The organism is Streptomyces sp. NPDC104831 (assembly GCF_055583025.1).
Genome location: NZ_JBVJOT010000021.1, coordinates 32,637 through 52,106 on the forward strand (window position 1 = coordinate 32,637; position 19,470 = coordinate 52,106).

Genomic DNA, 19,470 nt, shown 5'->3' on the forward strand with positions numbered 1-19,470 from the left:
CGTCCCGCTTCCGTTCCGGTCCCGGCGTCCTGGCGCGGCCGGTTGCGTGGGTGCGGCCGCCGGGCACCGGTGGCCGTCGTGGACCCGGGCTCCGGGTCCGGCCGGGGCCTCGGCCGCGGTCCGGTGCGACGGCCCGGGCGTCGCCGAAGACCGGTGCCGGCCCGTCCGGTGCCCGGCTGCCCGGGCGGCGGACGGGCCCCGGATCCGGCGGCCCGGGCCTCGCCCGGCGCCTCCGTGACCGGCCGTCCCGCCCCGGCACCGGACACGGCTGCCCGGCACCAGGCCCCGCCGCCCCGCACCGCCACCCCGTCACGCATCCCCGGTGACCCGCTCCCGCTCCCCGCCCCGACGCCCACCGGGGTCGCCCCGCGCCGTATCGTCCCGCTCTCCAAAGGACTCGACCCATGACGGACCTGCACGACAAGCCCGCTCCGGCGTCCCCCCTGCCGCAGTCCGGCCCCGCCGCCGGCTCGCCGGAGAGCGGCGCGGCGACGGCGTACCCGACGCTCGGCGAGCTGTTCACCGCCTGGGTGGCCCGTACCCCGGACGCACCGGCCCTCACCGACGGGCGGCGGACCTGGACCTACCGCGAACTGGCCGCCCGCGCCGACCGGTTGGCCGCGCACCTGACGCGGCGGGGAGCGGGTCCGGACCGGGTCGTGGCCCTGGTCCTGCCGCGCTCCATGGAACTGATCGCGGCCGAGCTGGCCGTCGCGCGGGCGGGTGCCGCCTTCCTGCCCGTGGACCCCGCCTATCCCGCCGAGCGACGGGCGCTGATGCTCGCCGACGCCGGCCCGGCCGTCACCCTGGACGATCCGCGCGAGGTCGGCGCACTGCTGGACACGGGAGAGCCGGAGGCCGCCGGGGACGGCAGTGCGCCGCGGCCGGAAACCGGCGCGGACCACGCGGCGTACGTCATCTACACCTCGGGTTCCACCGGCACCCCCAAGGGCGTCACGGTCACCCATCGCGGGCTCGGCGGCTTCACCTCGGCCGCCGCCGAACGGTACGCGGTGGGCCCCGGCGACCGGGTGCTCCAGTTCTCCTCGCCGAGCTTCGACGCCTCCGTGCTGGAACTCTGCGTCTCCGTCCTGTGCGGCGCCACGCTCGTCGTACCGCCGCACGGACCCTGGCTGGGCGACGAACTCGCCGCCGTCCTGGACGACTTCGGCATCACCCACGCCCTCATCCCGCCCGCCGCGCTGGCCACGCTGCCCGATCCGGCGCGGGGCGCGGGGCGTGGTCTGCGCACGCTGATCGTGGGTGCCGAGGCCTGCCCGGCGGGGCTCGTGGACCGCTGGGCGCCCGGCCGCCGCATGATCAACTCCTATGGGCCGACCGAGTCCACCATCGTCGCCACCTGGACCGGGCCGCTCGGCGCCGGCCGGGGCACCCCGACGATCGGCGGCGCCCTGCCGCACACCCGGGTGTACGTCCTCGACGCCGCGATGCGGCCCGTACCGCCCGGCGCGGACGGGGAGTTGTACATCGGCGGCGACGCGGTGGCCCGCGGTTACCTGGGCCGTCCGGGCCTGACCGCCGCCCGGTTCGTCGCCGACCCCTTCGGCGCGCCCGGCGCCCGCCTGTACCGCACCGGGGACCGGGCGCGCTGGACCGCCGACGGGGAACTGGAGTACCTGGGGCGGCTGGACCGGCAGGTGAAGATCCGCGGCTTCCGCATCGAGCCCGGCGAGATCGAGGCGGCCCTGCGCCGCGCCGGGGGCGGGTCGGTCGGCGAGGCGGTGGTCGTGGTCCGCGAGGACGAACCGGGCCACCAGCGCCTCGTCGCGTACGTCACCCCGGCGGACCGGAGGGCCCCCGCCGTACCGGCTGACGCCGTAGCCCCGGCCGACGCCGCCGCGCCGCGAAACGTCACCGGGGCCGGCGCCACCGGGGCCGACGTCGCCGCACCGGCCGCCGCCGAACCGCCTCGCACCGCCTTCCCGGACGGCGCCGACGAGTCGCGTGACCCCGCCGACGCGGCCGAGCCGCACGGCCCGGCCGGCTCCGCCGGGCCGCGCGCTTCCGCCGCGCCGGCCGGTCGCGCCGAACCGCCGGTTCCCGCCGCCCCGGCCGGTTCCGCGGGCCCCCGTGACGCCGCCGGGCCCCGCGACGCCGCCGTACCGGCCGACACGTCCGGCCCGCGCGACCCCGCGGACCCCGCAGGCCCGCTCGACCCCGCGGACCCCGCAGGCCCGCTCGACCCCGCCGCCCTGCGCGGCGCCGTAGCCGCCCTGTTGCCCGCGCACATGGTGCCCGCCGCCGTCGTGGTGCTGGAGCGGATGCCGCTCACCCCGCAGCACAAGATCGACCGGCGGGCGCTGCCCGCGCCGGGACGCACGGTCACGGGCGGGCAGGTGGCGCCCCGGTCGGAGCGGGAGCGGGCGCTCGCCGCTATCTGGGCCCGGGTGCTGGGCGTCGGCACGGTCGGGGTGACCGACGACTTCTTCGACCTGGGCGGAGATTCCCTCCTCGCCGCCCGGCTCCTCGCCCGCATCCGGGACGAGCTGGGCGTCCGGCTGACCGTACGGGACGTGTTCACCGCGCGGACCGTCGCCGCCCTCGCCCCCCTGCTGGCCGACCCGTCGGCCGCCGCCGCCCCGGAACCGATCTCACCCGCCCCGGCCGGGGACGGCCTGCCGCTGTCCAGCGCCCAGCGACGGCTGTGGTACCTGGACGACCTCTCCGGCGGCGGCACCGAGTACAACACCGGCGTGGCCCTGCGGCTGCGCGGCGCCCTGGACACGGACGCGCTGCGCCGCTCCCTGCGCCGGCTCGCGGCCCGGCACGCCTCCCTGCGCACCACGTTCGCCACCGCCGACGGCCAGGGCGTGCAGCGGATCGCGGCGGAACCCGAACTGCCGCTGCGGACGGCCGACCTCGCCGGCGCCCCCGGCACGGAGGAAGCCGTCGAGGCGCTGCTCACCGAGGAGCTGAACCGCCCCTTCGACCTGGCGGCCGGCCCGCTCACCCGGGCCCTGCTCGTCCGGCTGGGCGCCGAGGAGCACGTACTCCTCCTGGCCCAGCACCACATCGTCACCGACGGCTGGTCCGTCGGCGTCCTCACCCGCGAACTCGCCGCCCTCTACCACGCCGAGGCCACCGGCACCCCCGACGGCCTGCCCGAACCCGGCGTGCAGTACCCGGACTTCGCGGTGTGGGAGCGACGGCGGCGGGCCGGCGACGCGGACGGTGCCGACCTGGCCTACTGGAAGCGGCACCTGACGGGCCTTCAGCAACTGGAGCTGCCCACGGACCGGCCGCGTCCCGCCGTGCGCACCACCGCCGGCGCGGCCCACCGCCACGTCCTGCCCGCCGCGTTGATCGCCCGGCTGCGGCACCTGGCCGCCGGGCGCGGCACCACCGTGTTCACCCTGTTCGCGGGCGCGGCCGCCCTGCTGTTCTCGCGCTACTCGGGACAGCGGGACATCGCGTTCGGCACCGTCACCACCGGCCGCGGCAGACGCGACCTGGAGGACGTGCCCGGGTTCTTCGCCAACACCGTGGTGCTGCGCGGCGAGGTGGACGAGCGGGCCACCGTGGACCGGTTCGTGGAGAGCATGCGCACGACCGTGCTGGACGCCTTCGCCCACGACGGCGTGCCGTTCGACCGGGTGGTGGAGGAACTCGCCCCGCCCCGCGACCCCAGTCGCACCCCGCTGATCCAGGCACTCGTCGTCCAGCAGAGCGCGCTGCCCGTGCCGCCGCTCGCCGGGGGGCTGCGCCTTGCCGAGCATCCGCTGCCCCGCCCGGCCGCCCGCTTCGACCTGGTCCTGGAGTTCACCCCGGACGCGGACGGCGGCTCGGTGCTGACCGCCGAGTTCAACACGGACCTGTTCGACGCGGCGACCGTGGCCCGGATGACCGCCCATCTGCACCGCCTGCTGGAGGGCATGGCGGACGGCCCGGGCCGCACCCTGGCCGAACTGCCCATGCTCTCCGCCGGGGAACAGCGCACCCTGGTGGACAGCTGGAACCCGCCCGCCCGCCGGCTCCGGGACACCGGCCACGCCACGCTGCCCGACCTGCTGCACGCCCAGGCGGCCCGCACCCCGGACCGCACGGCCGTGATCTGCGGCCCGGACCGGCTGGACTACGCCGAGGCCGCCCGGCGCGCGGGCCGGCTGGCCCGGCAGCTCGTCGCGCGCGGCGCGGGCCCGGAGACCCTGGTCGCGCTGTGCCTGCCGCGCACCGCCGACCTCGTGCCCGTGCTGTGGGCGGTGCTCGCCTCGGGCGCCGCCTACCTCCCCGTCGACCCCGGCTATCCCGCCGAGCGGGTCGGGTTCATGCTCGCCGACGCCCGGCCCGCCCTCGTCGTCGCCACCCGGGAGACCGCCCCCGCCCTGCCACCGGACTGCGACCCGCTGTACCTGGAGGACTGCGCCGACCCGGCCGTGCCCGACACGGACCTCACCGACGCCGACCGGCTCCGCCCGCTGCTGCCGGACCATCCCGCCTACGTCATCTACACCTCCGGTTCCACCGGCCGCCCCAAGGGCGTCGTGGTCACCCACCGCACGGTCGCCGCGCTGGCCCGGTGGGCGGGGGAGCGGTTCGGCGCCCGGGGACTGGCCCATGTCATCGCCGCGACCTCCCTCAACTTCGACGTCTCCGTCTTCGAACTGCTCTGCCCGCTCACGGCCGGCGGCACCGTCGAGGTCGTCGCCGGCCTGTCGGCCCTCGCCGACGGCACCGGACCCCGGCGGGCCGGGCTGCTCAGCGGCGTGCCCTCCGTCGTCTCCCGGCTGATCGCGGGCGGCACGGCGCCGGTGACCGCCGGCACCGTCGTCCTCGCCGGCGAGGCACTGCCCGCCCAGACGCTCCACGAGCTGCGCGCCGCCCTGCCCGGCTGCCGCATCGCCAACATCTACGGCCCCACCGAGGCCACCGTGTACGCCACCGCCTGGTTCGCCGGGGACCGGCTGCCGGAGCAGGCCCCGCCCATCGGCGCCCCGGTGGCACTCACCCGGGCCTACGTCCTGGACGGCGCCCTGCGGCCGCAGCCCGTCGGCATCACCGGCGAGCTGTACCTCGGCGGAGCCGGCCTGGCCCGCGGCTACCTGAACCGGCCCGGGCTGACCGCCGCCCGGTTCGTCGCCGACCCGTTCGGCGCGCCGGGGGAGCGCATGTACCGCACCGGCGACCTGGTGCGCCGCCGCGCCGACGGCGCGCTGGAGTACGTCGGCCGGACCGACCAGCAGGTCAAGGTGCGCGGCTTCCGCATCGAGCTGGGCGAGGTGGAGGAGGCGCTGCGCGGCTGCGCCGGCGTGGCCGAGGCCGCGGCCGTCGCCGCCACCGACGGCGACGGCCACCGGCGCCTGGTCGGTTACGCCGTCCCGGCCCCCGGACAGCGGACGGACCCCGAGGCCGTACGCCGGGAACTCGGCCGCACCCTGCCCGACTACATGGTCCCGTCGGTCGTCGTCGTGCTGGACGCCCTGCCGCTCAGCCCCAACGGCAAGGTCGACCGCGGCCGGCTCCCCGACCCCGGGCCCGCCGCGCGCGCCGTACGGCACGTCGCGCCCCGCACCCCCACCGAGCGCGCCCTCGCCGCGATCTGGGCCGAGGTGCTGCGGGTGGACCGGATCGGCGTCGACGACAACTTCTTCGAACTCGGCGGCGACTCGATCCTCAGCATCCAGGTGGTGGCGCGCGCCCGGCAGGAGGGCCTGCCGCTGACCTCGCGGGACGTCTACCAGCACCAGACCGTCGCCGCCCTGGCCCGCCGCGCGGACGCCGCCGGCGGCCCGCGCGAGGCCGCCCCCGCACCGGAGGCGGCCACCGGCACCGCCCCCCTGACCCCCATCCAGCACTGGCTGTTCGACGCCGCCGCCGGACGCGCCGGCCACTACGCCCAGGCGCTGTCCCTCCGGCTGCCCGGCGACCTGGACCCGGCGGCGCTCCAGGACGCGCTGAACGACCTGGTCGCCCACCACGACGCCCTGCGCTCCCGCTTCACCGCCGACGGCCCGGACGGCGCCCCCGTCTGGAGCGTCGAGGAGCGGGTGCCCCGCCTGCGCCTGGACCGGCACACCGGTCCGGAGACCGACACCCCCCACTTCGGCCCCTTCGACCTCGCCCGGGGACCGCTGCTGCGGGCCGTCCTGCACGACACCGGCACCGGCCCGTCCCCGGTGCTGCACCTCGCCGTCCACCACCTGGTCGTCGACGGCGTCTCCTGGCGGCTGCTGCTGGAGGACCTGGACCGCGCCTACCGGGCCCGCCGGGCCGGCCGCGACGGCGCCGCCGCGCTGCCCGCCAAGTCCTCGCCGCTGCGCCAGTGGGCCCGCCGGCTCGCCGCCCACGCGGCGGACGGCGGCTTCGACGACGAACGCGCCTACTGGGCCCGGGCCCTGCCCGCGACCGCGCCCCCGCCGCCGACGGGCCCCGCCGGCACCTACGCAGAACAGCGCGCGGTCACCGTGCGGCTGAGCCCCGAGGACACCTCGGCGCTGCTGCGCACCCTGCCCGACACCTACCGCACCCAGGCCAACGACGTCCTGCTCGGCGCCCTCGGCCGGGCCCTGTGCGGCTGGAGCGGCCTGGAGCGGGTGCTGGTCGACGTCGAGGGACACGGCCGCGAGGAACTCTTCCCCGACCTCGACATCAGCCGCACGGCCGGCTGGTTCACCACCCGGTACCCCGTCGCGCTCGCCGTCCCCGAGGACGCCGGCTGGGACACCGTGCTGAAGCGGGTCAAGGAGCAGCTGCGCGCCGTACCCCGGCACGGCCTCGGGTACGACGCCCTGCGCCGGCTCGCCGGAGGGGAGGCGCCGCCACCCGCCCCGCGGGCGCGGATCAGCTTCAACTACCTGGGCCGGATGGAACTGCCGCAGGACCCCGACGGCCTCTACCGGGGCACCGTACGCCCCCTGGAGCTGGACGCCGACCCGGCGGCTGCCCGCCCGCACGCCCTGGAGGTCGTCGGGCGGCTCACGGACGAACGGCTGGAGTTCACCTGGTTCTACGCGGACGGACCGCACCGGGAGGAGGAGGTCGCCGGTCTCGCCCGGCGGTTCGCCGACGCGCTCGCCGACCTCGCCCGCCACGCCGCCCGGCCGGAGGCCGCCGGCCGCACCCCGTCCGACTTCCCGCTGGCCCGGCTCGACCAGGCCGCCGTCGACCGGATCACCGGCCCGGACCCGGCGGCGGTGGCGGACGTGTACCCGCTCACCCCGACCCAGGCGGGCATGCTCTTCCACGGCCTGTCCCAGGACGACCGCGCGGTCTACCTCCAGCAGCTGACGTTCGTCCTGGACGGCGTGCCCGACCCCGGCGCCCTCGCCGCCGCCTGGCAGCACGTGACCGACCGCACCGAGACGCTGCGCGCCCGGGTCGTCTGGCAGGACGTGCCCGAACCGCTGCTGGTGGTGGAGGCCCACCCGCGCCTGCCGGTCACCCACCTGGACTGGCGCGACCTGACCGGGGACGAGCGCCGCACCCGGCTGGACGACGTCCTCGCCCGGGACCGCGCGCGGGGCATCGACCTCGGGCGGGCCCCGCTGCAACGCCTGCTCCTGATCCGCCTGTCCGGCACCGCCGTGCGCGTGGTGTGGTCCTTCCACCACCTGCTGCTGGACGGCTGGAGCATGTTCCAGGTCCTCTCGGACGTCTTCGCCCACCACGCCGGAACCGGCCCCGACGCCCTCCCGCACCGCGCGCCGCACCGGGAGTACGTGGCCTGGCTCGGGCAGCGCGACCCCGCCGAGGCCGAGGGACACTGGCGGCGACGCCTGTCCGGGCTGACCGAGGCCACCCGGCTGCCCTACGACCGCGAGCCGCGCGAGGCCCACCGCGCCGAGTCCACCCACGCCGTGCGCCGCACACTGCCCCCGGCCGCCACCCGGGCGCTCCAGGAGCTGGCCCGGACCTCGGGACTCACCCTCAACACCCTGGTGCAGGGCGCCTGGGCGCTGCTGCTCGCCCGGCAGGCGGGCCGACAAGAGGTGGTGTTCGGCACCACCGTCGCCGGCCGGCCGCCCGAGCTGCCCGGCGCCGACACCATGACCGGCCTGTTCATCACCACCCTGCCCACCCGGGTCACCGTCCCCGGCCACGGCACCCTGCTGGACTGGCTGCGCGCCCTCCAGCACGACCAGAGCGAGGACCGCCGCTTCGACCACCTGCCCCTCACCCGGCTGAAGACGTTCACCGAACTCCCCGAACGGACCGGGCTGTTCGACAGCATCGTCGTCTTCGAGAACTACCCGGTGGACGACGGCCTCGCCGCCGCCCACGGGCTGCGCCTCAGCGGCCTGGAGGGCGTCGAGACCACCAACTACCCGCTGAGCCTCACCGCCTACCCCGGCCCGGAGCTCGCCCTGCGGCTCGGCTACGACCCCGCCCTGTTCGACACCGGCACCGCCGAGCGCATGGCCGAGTACCTGACCGTGCTGCTCACCCACCTGCCCGCCGGCTCCCTCCGCCCGCCCGCCCGGCTGCCGCTGCTCACCCCCGACCGCCGCGCGCAGGTGCTGCGCGCCTGGAACGACACCGCCACCGACCTGCCCGACACCACCGTCGCCGCCCTCTTCGCCGCGCAGGTGCGCCGCACCCCCCACGCCGTGGCCCTGGAGGCCGGGGACGACCGGCTCACCTACCGCGAACTCGACGCCCGGGCCGAGGCGCTGGCGGGCCGGCTGGCCGGGCTCGGAGTGCGGCCGGAACGCCCGGTCGGCGTGCTCATGGACCGGTCCGCGGACCTGATCGTCACCCAGCTCGCGCTGGTCCGCACCGGCGGGGTCTACGTGCCGCTGGACGGCAGGGCCCCGGCCGAACGGCTGCGCCGGACGCTGGCCGAGGCCGGCGCGGACCTGCTGCTCACCGACGCCGGCCGGGAGCGGACGGCCCGGGAGCTGCTGCCCGCAGACGGCGTCCTGCGGGTCGACGACACCTCCGTCGCGCACGGCGCGCCGGTGTCCGCCGTCCACCCCGACAACGTCCAGTACCTGATGTTCACCTCGGGCTCCACCGGCACCCCCAAGGGCGTCGCGGTGCGCCAGCGGGACGTCGTCGCGCTCGCCCTGGACCGCGCCTTCGCCGGGCACGACCGGGTCCTGGTGCACTCGCCGCACGCCTTCGACGCCGCCACCTACGAGGTGTGGGTGCCGCTGCTGCGCGGCGGCACGGCCGTCCTCGCCCCGCCCACCGGACTCGACGCCGCCCAGGTCCGCCGCGCCGTCACCGAGCGGGGCGTGCGCTGCCTGTGGCTGACCGCCGGCCTGTTCCGGCTGCTGGCCCAGGAGGACCCCGGCTGCCTGCGCGGCGCCCGCGAGGTGTGGACGGGCGGCGAGGCCGTGCCCGGCGCGGTGGTCCGCCGGGTCCTGGACGCCTGCCCCGGCCTGACCGTCGTGGACGGCTACGGCCCCACCGAGACCACCACCTTCGCCACCCGCCGCGTCTTCCGCTCCGGCGACCCGCTGCCCGCCGTCCTGCCCATCGGCCGCCCCCTGGACAACACCCGCGTCTACGTCCTGGACCCCGCCCTCCAGCCCCAGCCGCCCGGCATCCCCGGCGAGCTGTACATCGCGGGCGCGGGCCTGGCCCGGGGCTACGCGGGCCGACCGGGCGCGACCGCCGCCCGCTACGTCGCCGACCCCTACGGCCCGCCCGGCACCCGGATGTACCGCACCGGCGACCTGGTGCGCTGGAGCGCCGACGGCGAACTGCACTTCGTCGGCCGCGCCGACGACCAGATCAAGATCCGCGGCTTCCGCGTCGAACCCGCCGAGATCGAGGCCCGGCTCACCGCCCACCCCGCCGTCGCCGAGGCCGTCGTCTCCCTGTACGAGGACGCCGGACGCAAGCGGCTCGCCGCCCACCTCGTACCGGCCGAAGGCGCCGAGGTGCCCTCCGCCGCCGATCTGCGGGCCCACCTGGCGGCCGGACTGCCCGACTACATGCTGCCCGCCGCGTTCGTCACCGTCCCCGGGCTGCCGCTGACGGCCAACGGCAAGGTCGACCGGCGGCGGCTGCCCGCCCCCGACTGGTCGGCGGGCGGCGAGCGGACCCACCGCGAGCCGCGCACCGGCACCGAGCGGATCCTCGCCGGGATCTGGGCCGAGCTGCTCGGCGTCGAACGCGTCGGCGTCGACGACAACTTCTTCATGCTCGGCGGCGACTCCATCCTCAGCATCCAGGTGGTCTCCCGGGCCCGCGCCGCCGGACTCGCCCTCACCCCCCGCGACCTGTTCCGGCACCCCACGGTGGCCGAACTGGCCACCGCCGGCGGCGGCGCGGCACCCGCCGTCGCCGGCACCGCACCGGTCGCCGGACCGGCCGGCCTCACCCCGATCCAGCACTGGTTCCTGGACGCGGCACCCGCGCACCCCGCCTTCTTCAACCAGTCCGTCGTCGTGGAGACGCCCGGACCGGTGGACGAGGACGCCCTGCGCCGCGCCCTCACCGCCCTGTGGACCCACCACGACGCCCTGCGCGCCCGGTTCCGCCGCGCCGGCGACGGCGCCTGGCAGCAGGACATCGCCGCCCACGACGGCCCGGTCCCCGAACTGCTCGGACGCCACGACCGGCGGGAGGAGGAAGCCGTCACGGCGGCGACCCACGCCCGACTCGACCTCGGGAACGGTCCGCTGTTCCTCGCCCGCCTGTTCACCGCCGACGACGGCCGGCCCGCCCGGCTGCTGCTCGTCGCCCACCACCTGGTGGTCGACGGCGTCTCCTGGCGGATCCTGCTGGAGGACCTGGAGACCGCCTACCGGCAGGCCGCCGCCGGAGAGCCCGTACGGCTGCCCGCCCGCACCACCTCCGCGGCCGAGTGGGTCCGCCGACTGCGCGGCCTCGACGTCGGCGGCCAGCTCGCCCACTGGGAGCGCACCGCCCGGGTCTCGGCCGACCCGCTGCCCGTGGACGGCACGGGCGGCAACACCACGGCCGATGTCCGGGAGGTGACCGTACGGCTCGACCGCGAGCGCACCGACGCCCTGCTGCGCCGCGTGCCCGGCGTCTACCGCACCGGCGTGGACGACGTCCTGCTCACCGCGCTGGGCCGGGTCCTCGCCGACTGGACCGGACGCGCCACCGTCGCCGTCGGCCTGGAGGGACACGGCCGCGAGGACCGGTCGGCCGAGGACGTCGACCTGTCCCGCACGGTCGGCTGGTTCACCGCCCTGTACCCGGTCGCCCTGACCGTTCCGGCGGGGGACTGGGGCACCGCCCTGAAGGCGGTCAAGGAACAGCTGCGGGCCGTGCCCGGCCGGGGGCTCGGCTACGGCGTGCTGCGCCACCTCCTCGGCGACCCACGCCTCACCGACGCCCCCGAACCCGGCATCAGCTTCAACTACCTGGGCCGCTTCGACTGGTCCGCCGAGGACGCCGCCCTGGTCCGGGCGGTGCCCGGCGGCCTGGGCGGCGCGGAGGCGCCGGACGCCGAACGGCCGCACCTGCTGGACGTCGTCGCCCGCGTGGAGGACGACCGGCTGGAGATCACCTGGTACTACGGCAGCGGACGGCACCGCGAGGAGACCGTCACCGCCCTCGCCGAGGGCATGCTGACCGCGCTCGGTGACATCGTCGCCCACTGCGCCCGCCCCGGCGCGGGCGGCCGTACCCCGTCGGACTTCCCGCTGGCCCGGCTCGACCAGACCGCCGTGGACCGCGTCGCCGGCGACGGCCGGGACGTCCAGGACGTCTACCCGCTCACGCCGATGCAGGAGGGCATGCTCTTCCACAGCCTGCTCGAACCGGCCGGCCGCACCTACGTCAACCAGGTCCAGCTCGTGCTGGCCGGCGTCACCGACCCGCACGCGCTCGCCGCGGCCTGGCAGCACACCGCCGACGCCAACCCGGTGCTGCGCACCCGCCTGGTCTGGCAGGAGACCCCCGAACCGCTCCAGGTCGTCCGGCATCGGGCCACCGTGCCCGTCACCCACCACGACTGGTCCGCCTGGCCCGGGGAGCGCCGCGCACGCGAACTGGACCGGCTGCTCGCCGAGGACCGCGAGCGGGGCATCGACCTCGGCGCCGCGCCCCTGATGCGGCTCGCCCTGATCCGGCTGTCCCCGGACCGGGTCCGCCTGGTGTGGACCTTCCACCACGTCCTGCTCGACGGCTGGAGCGCCGCCCAGGTCTTCGACGAGGTCTGCGAGCGGTACGCCGCCCTCGTCTCCGGGCGCCGCCCGCACACCCCCGAACGCAGGCCCTTCGCCGACTACCTGCGCTGGCTCGCCGGGCGCGACACCGGCCGCGCCGAGCGGTACTGGCGCACCACCCTGGCCGGCTTCCAGGCCCCCACCGGGCTGCCCCGCGACCGGCGCCCCGACGGGGCCCACCGCGCCTCCTCCTCCGGCTCCGTGCGCATGACCCTCGGCCCGGACGTCTCCGCGCGGCTGCGGGAGACGGCCCAGCGCGCCGGGCTCACCCTCAACACCGTGCTGCAGGGCGCGTGGGCGCTGCTGCTGTCCCGCTACGGCGGCGGCACCGACGTGGTGTTCGGCACCACCGTCTCCGGCCGGCCCGCCGAACTGCCCGGCGTCACCTCGATGGTGGGCCTGTTCATCAACACCCTGCCCACCCGGGTCCGCGTCGACGGATCCCGCCGGCTGCCCGAATGGCTGGAGGAGCTCCAGGCCGCCCAGTCCGAGGCCCGCCGCCACGACTTCGTCTCGCTGGCCCAGGTGCAGTCCTGGAGCGAAGTGCCGGGCGGGACCGCGCTGTTCGACTCCCTCGTGGTGTTCGAGAACTACCCCTTCGACGCGGGCGCGCTCGCCCGGCACGGCCTCGCCATGGAGCAGGAACGGGACCTGGAGCCCACCAACTACCCGCTCAGCGTGGTCGTCGCGCCGGGCGACACCCTCACCGTGAACCTGGACTACGACCCCGCCGCCTTCGACGCCACGACGGTCACCGCGCTCGGCGAGTCCCTGCGCGCCCTGCTGACCGGCATGGCCGCCGGCCTCGACCGCCGCCTGGCCGAACTGCCGCTGCTGGACCCGGCCGAGGAGCGGGCGCTGGTGGCCCGGTTCGGCGGGCGGACCGCCGAGGCACCCCGGGGCACCCTGCCCGACGCGTTCCGGCGGCAGGCCGAACGCACCCCCGGCGCCCCGGCCGTCCGGCACGGCGACCACCTGCTCACCTACCGCGAACTCGACGCCCGCTCCAGCCGGCTGGCCCGGCGGCTCATCGCCGCCGGCGCCGGCCCCGAACGCTTCGTCGCGCTCTGCCTGCCCCGCACCGCCGACCTGGTCACGGCCCTCCTCGCGGTGCTCAAGAGCGGCGCCGGCTACCTGCCCGTCGACCCCCAGTACCCGGCCGAGCGGGTCGCGTTCCTCTTCGAGGACGTACGGCCCGACGCCGTGATCACCGCCGCCGGGACCGCCGGCCGGCTGCCCGAAGGACCCTTCACCCGGATCCTGTTGGAGGACGCGGACCCCGGCGCGCCGGACACCCCGGTCGGCGACGACGAACGGCACGGCACCCTGCTGCCCGGCCACCCGGCCTACGTCATCCACACCTCCGGCTCCACCGGCCGCCCCAAGGGCGTCGTCGTCAGCCACGCCTCCGTCCTCGCCCTCGCCGACTGGGCGGCGGCCGAGTTCGCCGGCCGGGGACTGCACCACGTGGTGGCCTCCACCTCGCTCAACTTCGACGTGTCGGTCTTCGAGATCTTCGCGCCGCTGCTGTCCGGCGGCTGCGTGGAGATCGTCCGCGACCTGCTGGCCCTCGCCGAGCGCCCCGGGCCCTGGCGGGCCGGACTGCTCAGCGCGGTGCCCTCGGCGCTGGACCGGCTGCTCGCCGAGGACGCCGTACGGATCACCGCCGACACCGTCGTCCTCGCGGGGGAGGGGCTGCCCGCCCGGACCGTACGCCGGGTCCGCGACGCCGTCCCGGGCAGCGAGGTGCGCAACATCTACGGCCCCACCGAGGCCACCGTCTACGCCACCGCCTTCACCTGCGACCCGGCCGACCCCGACCGCGACCCGCCGATCGGCCGGCCGATCGGCGGCACCCGCGCCCTCGTCCTGGACGAGCGGATGCGGCCGGTGCCGGCCGGTGTGCCCGGCGAGCTGTTCCTCGCCGGGACCGGTGTCGCCCGCGGCTACCTCGGCCGCCCGGGCCTGACCGCCGCCCGCTTCCTGCCCGACCCGTTCGGTCCGCCGGGCGGCCGCATGTACCGCACCGGCGACCTGGTCCGCTGGACGGCCGACGGCGACCTCGTCTACCTCGGCCGCGGCGACGACCAGGTGAAGGTGCGCGGCTTCCGCATCGAACTCGGCGAGGTCGAGGCCGCCCTGGCCCGCCACCCGGCCGTGGCCGCGGCGGCGGCCCGCGTCCTCGAACACGACGGCCACCGCCGCCTAGTGGGATACGCGGTGCCTCGCACGCCGGCCCCGGCGGACGGCCCCGGAACACCGGGGACGACCACTTCGCCGGACCCGGGCGGCCTGCCCGACCCCGCCGAACTGCGTGCCTTCCTCGCCCGGAGCCTGCCCGACCACCTCGTCCCCGCGCTCGTCGTACCGCTGGAGCGGCTGCCGCTGGGGGCCACCGGCAAGCTCGACCGGCGGGCGCTGCCCGTGCCCGCGTGGGGAGCGCCGGCCGCCGGGACGGCCGGCCGGCCGCCGCGCACCGAGGCCGAGCGGACCCTCGCCGCGATCTGGACCGAGGTGCTGGGCGTGCCCGAGGTCGGCGCGGACGACAACTACTTCACGCTCGGCGGCGACTCCGTCCTCGGCATCCGGATCGTCTCCGCCGCCCGCCGGGCCGGTCTCGCGCTGACCCCCCGGCACCTGTTCACCCACCAGACCCTGGCCGAGCTGGCCGCCGCGGCCGAACGGCTGCCGGCCTCGGCCGTCACCGCCGAGCAGGGCCCGGTGACCGGCGACACCCCGCTCACCCCCGTCCAGCACTGGCTGCTGTCCACCCTCACCGGCGACGCGGCCCACTTCAGCCAGACGGTCGCCCACGAGCTGGCCGCGGACCCCGAGGAGACACTGCTGCGGGCCGCCCTGACCGCCGTACTGGAACACCACGACGCGCTCCGCATGCGCTACGAGCGCACCCCGGAAGGGAAGTGGCGGCAGTACGGCACCGCCCCCGGCGACCGGGAGGCGCACCTGGAGGTGCACCACGGCGCGGACCCGGACACGGTGGCCGGTGCCCTCGGCGCCGGCTTCGACCTGGCCCGCGGGCCGCTGCTGCGGGCCGCGCTGTGCCGCCCCGCCGGCGGGGCCCGCCCGGTGCTGCTGCTGTCCGCCCACCACCTCGTCGTGGACGCCGTGTCCTGGCGGCTGCTCCTGGAGGACCTGGACACGGCCTACCGCGCCCTGCGGGACGGCGGACGTCCCGCCCTCGCCCCGAAGAGCACCTCCTTCCGCGACTGGGCGCGGCGGCTCGCCGCGCACACCGGGGCGGGCGGCTTCGACGGCGAACTCCCGTACTGGCAGGGGCTGGACACCGGCACCGAGGTGCCCGTCGACCGTCCCGGCGGCGCGAACACCGTCGCCGACGAGGACACCGTGACCGCCGGCCTCGACGCCGAGGAGACCCGCCGGCTGCTCCAGGACGTGCCGGAGGCGTACCGCACCCGCGTCAACGACGTGCTGCTCACCGCGCTCGGCCGGGTCCTGGCCCGCTGGACCGGCCGGGACCGGGTGGCGGTCACCCTGGAGGGCCACGGCCGCGAGGACCTGTTCGGGGACACCGACCTCGCCCGGACCACCGGCTGGTTCACCGCGATGTACCCGGTCGCCCTGGACGTGCCCCGGGACGCCGGCACCGGCGCCGTGCTGAAGTCGGTCAAGGAGACCCTGCGGGCCGTACCGCACGGCGGACTCGGCTACGGCGCCCTGCGCCACCTGCACCCCACCGCCGGCCCCGCTCTGCCCGCCCTGCCGCCGGTCTGCTTCAACTACCTGGGCCGGCCGGACGCGGCACCCGCCCCGGGCGGCCTGCTGCACGCACCGCACGGCGGCCTCACCGGCGGCATGGACCGCTCGGCGCAGCGGCCGCACCTCCTCGACGTCCTCGGCCAGGTCACCGACGACCGGCTGGAGTTCACCTGGTCGTACTCGAACGGGCTGCACCGGCGGGAGACCGTGGTCCGGCTGGCGGCCGAGCTGACCGACGAACTCCGCGCGATCGTCCGGCACTGCGCCGAACCCGGCGCGGGCGGCCGCACCCCCTCCGACTTCCCGCTCGCACCGCTGGACCAGGCGGCCGTGGACCGGCTCGTCGGCGACGGGGCGGACGTCGAGGACGTCTACCCGCTCACCCCCACCCAGGCAGGCATGGTGATGCACGGCCTGGACGAGGCCGGACACGGCCTGTACGTCGAGCAGATCACCTTCGTGGCCGACGGCGCCCAGGACGTCGCGACCCTGGCCGCCGCCTGGCAGCACGTGGTCGACGACACCCCCGTGCTGCGCACCTCGATCGCCCTGCACGGCGTACCGGTGCCGCTCCAGATCGTCCACCGGCACGTGACCCTGCCGGTCACCGGGCACGACTGGAGCGCCCTGCCGGCCGCGCGGCACGCGGCGGAGCTGGAGCGGCTGCTCGCCGACGAGCGGGCCCGGGGCCTCGCCCTGGACCGGGCCCCGCTGCTGCGGCTCGCCCTGGTCCGCCTCGGCCCGGACGCGGTCCGGGTGGTGTGGACCTTCCACCACGTCCTGCTGGACGGCTGGAGCGTCTTCCACGTCCTGTCCGACGTCATGGCCGCGCACGCCGCCCTCACCCGGGGCGAGCGGCCCCCGCTGCCCGGGCGCAGGCCGTTCGCGGACTACGCCGCCTGGCTCGCCGCCCGCGACACCGCCGCCGCCGAGGACCACTGGCGCGGCGCCCTGGCCGGCCTCGGCGCCCCGACCCCGCTGCCGTACGACCGGCGGCCCGCCCCCGGCACCACCGCCCGCTCCGGCACCTGGCTGTCCCGGCGGCTCGATCCCGGACGGTCCCGGAGCCTGACGGAGTTCGCCCGCCGCCACCGCCTCACCCTCAACACCCTGGTGCAGGGCGCCTGGGCGCTCCTGCTGGCCCGGTGGAGCGGGCAGCGGGAGGTCTGCTTCGGCACCACCGTCTCCGGACGGCCCGCCGGACTGCCCGGCGCCGACACCATCACCGGCCTGTTCATCACCACGCTGCCCGCCCGCACCGAGGTGGACGGCGCCGCCCGCTGCGACACCTGGCTGCGCGCCTTCCAGGAGGCGCGGGCCGAGGACCGCCGCCACGACCACCTGCCCCTGTCCCAGCTGCACGCCTACACCGGACTCCCGCCCGCGACCTCCCTGTTCGACAGCCTGGTGGTCTTCGAGAACTACCCGGTCGGCGACGCCACCGCGGGCGCGCACGGGCTCGCACTGCGCGACCTGGACGCCCGGGAGGCCACCAACTACCCGATCACCGTGGTCGTCTCGCCCGGCGACCGGCTCACCGTCGAACTCGGCTACGACCCGCGGTACTTCGAGCAGGCCACCGCCGACTCGATGGCCGGCCAGCTGCTGCACACCCTGCACGCGCTGGCCGCCACGGACGGCACCGCCCGCCTCGACGACCTCGACGTGCTCCCGCCCGCCCACCGGGAACGGCTGCTGCGCGGCCCGTCCCGGCCCGCGTCCGCACCGGTCGCGGCCACCACCCTGCCCGCCCTCGTCGAGGCCGCCGTCGACCGCCGGCCCGCCGACCCCGCCCTCCAGGCACCCGGCACCCTGCTCACCTTCGCCGAGGCCGAGGCACGGGCCAACCGGCTGGCGCACCGGCTCATCGCCCGGGGCGCCGGACCCGGCGACCTCGTCGCGCTGCTGCTGCCCCGCTCGGCGGACATGGTGCTGGCCCAGCTCGCCGTGGCGAAGACCGGCGCCGCGTTCCTGCCGGTGGACCCCGCCTACCCCGAGGAGCGGATCGCCCTGATGCTGCGCGACGCCGCCCCCGCCCTCACCCTGGACGCCAAGGAGATCGCCGCCCTGCTCACCGCGCCCCCGGACGGCACCCCGGGACACCGGCCCACCGACGCCGACCGGACCCGCCCGCTCGACCTGGACGACCCGGCCTACGTCATCTACACCTCCGGCTCCACCGGCACCCCCAAGGGCGTCGTCGTCACCCACCGGGGCATCGCCGCGTTCAGCGCGGCGGAGGCCGCCCACTACCGGGTCGCCCCCGGCGACCGGGTGCTGGCCTTCGCCACGCCCAGCTTCGACGCCTCCGTGCTGGAGCTGTGCATGTCCCTGCCGCACGGCGCCCGGCTCGTCGTCCCCCGGCCCGGCCCGCTGCTCGGCGCCGAACTGGCCGGCGTGCTGCGCGCCGAGCGCGTCACGCACACCCTGCTGCCGCCGGCCGCCCTCGCCACCCTGCCCGCCGACACCCCCGGCACCCTGCCGGACCTGAAGACCCTGATCGTGGGCGCCGACGCGTGCGGAGCCGAACTCGTCGCCCGCTGGGCCCCGCACCACCGCATGGTCAACTCCTACGGCCCCACCGAGGCCACCGTCGTCGCCACCTGGTCCGCCCCGCTGGAGCCGGACGGCACCGCGCCGCCCATCGGCCGCCCGCTGCCCGCCACCGGCGCCTACGTCCTCGACGCCCGGCTGCGGCCGGTCCCCGACGGCGTCCCCGGCGAACTGTGGCTGACCGGACCGGCGCTGGCCCGCGGCTACCTCGGCCGGCCCGGGCTGACCGCCGCCCGGTTCCGCGCCGACCCGTTCGGGCCGCCCGGCACCCGCATGTACCGCACCGGCGACCTGGTGCGCCGCGACGGCGCGGGCGAGCTGCACTACCTGGGCCGCACCGACCACCAGCTCAAGCTGCGCGGCCACCGCATCGAGGCGGGCGAGGTCGAGGCGGTCCTCACCCGCGACCCGGGCGTGCTGGACGCGGTGGTGACCGTACGCGAGGACGAACCGGGCCTGCCGCGCCTGGTCGCCCACCTGCTCGCGGCCCCCGGCGCCCAGCCGCCCACCGCCGCCCGCCTGCGCGAGCTGGCCGCCCGCTCGCTGCCCGCATACATGGTGCCGTCGGCGTTCGTGGTGCTGGACCGCTTCCCGCTCACCGAGAACGGCAAGACCGACCGGGCCGCCCTGCCCGCCCCGGCCCCGGCCGAGGAACGGGAGGCGGCGGAGTACGTGGCGCCCCGCACCCCCACCGAGGAGGCGCTGGCCGCCATCTGGGAGGAGACCCTCCAGACGCCCGCGGGCGCCGAGGACGACTACTTCCTCCTCGGCGGCGACTCCCTGCGCGCCCTGCTCATCGCCTCCCGCGCCAACGACGCGTTCGGCGTCACGCTGACCCCCCGCGACGTCCTGGCCTCCCGCACCATCGCCGCCCTCGCGGAACTCGTGGAGGAGCAGGTGCTGAGCGAACTCGAGGCGGCCGCGTACGGCGATCCCGAGGAAGGGGCCGCGTACGGCGATCCCGACGAGGACCCCGCGTACGGCGGGCACAGCGAGGAAGACCCCGCACACGGCGGGCCCAGCCACGAAGACGCCGCGTACGGCGGCCCCGACCACGACGAACGGTGAGGAT

The 19,470-nt window shown here is 77.2% G+C and carries 1 protein-coding gene; it reads left to right on the forward strand.

Going from position 1 to position 19,470, the window contains the following annotated elements:
• Window positions 1–404: 404 nt before the first annotated feature.
• Window positions 405–19,466 carry a non-ribosomal peptide synthetase gene (locus ACZ63H_RS16550; protein WP_469865530.1) on the forward strand — a complete coding sequence of 6,354 codons (19,062 nt, stop codon included), beginning with the start codon at window positions 405–407 and terminating at the stop codon, window positions 19,464–19,466.
• Window positions 19,467–19,470: the final 4 nt, after the last annotated feature.

Excerpts from the sequence above, each read along its gene's own strand:
- ACZ63H_RS16550 (WP_469865530.1), top strand. The coding sequence starts at position 405 with ATGACGGACCTGCACGACAAGCCCGCTCCGGCGTCCCCCCTGCCGCAG.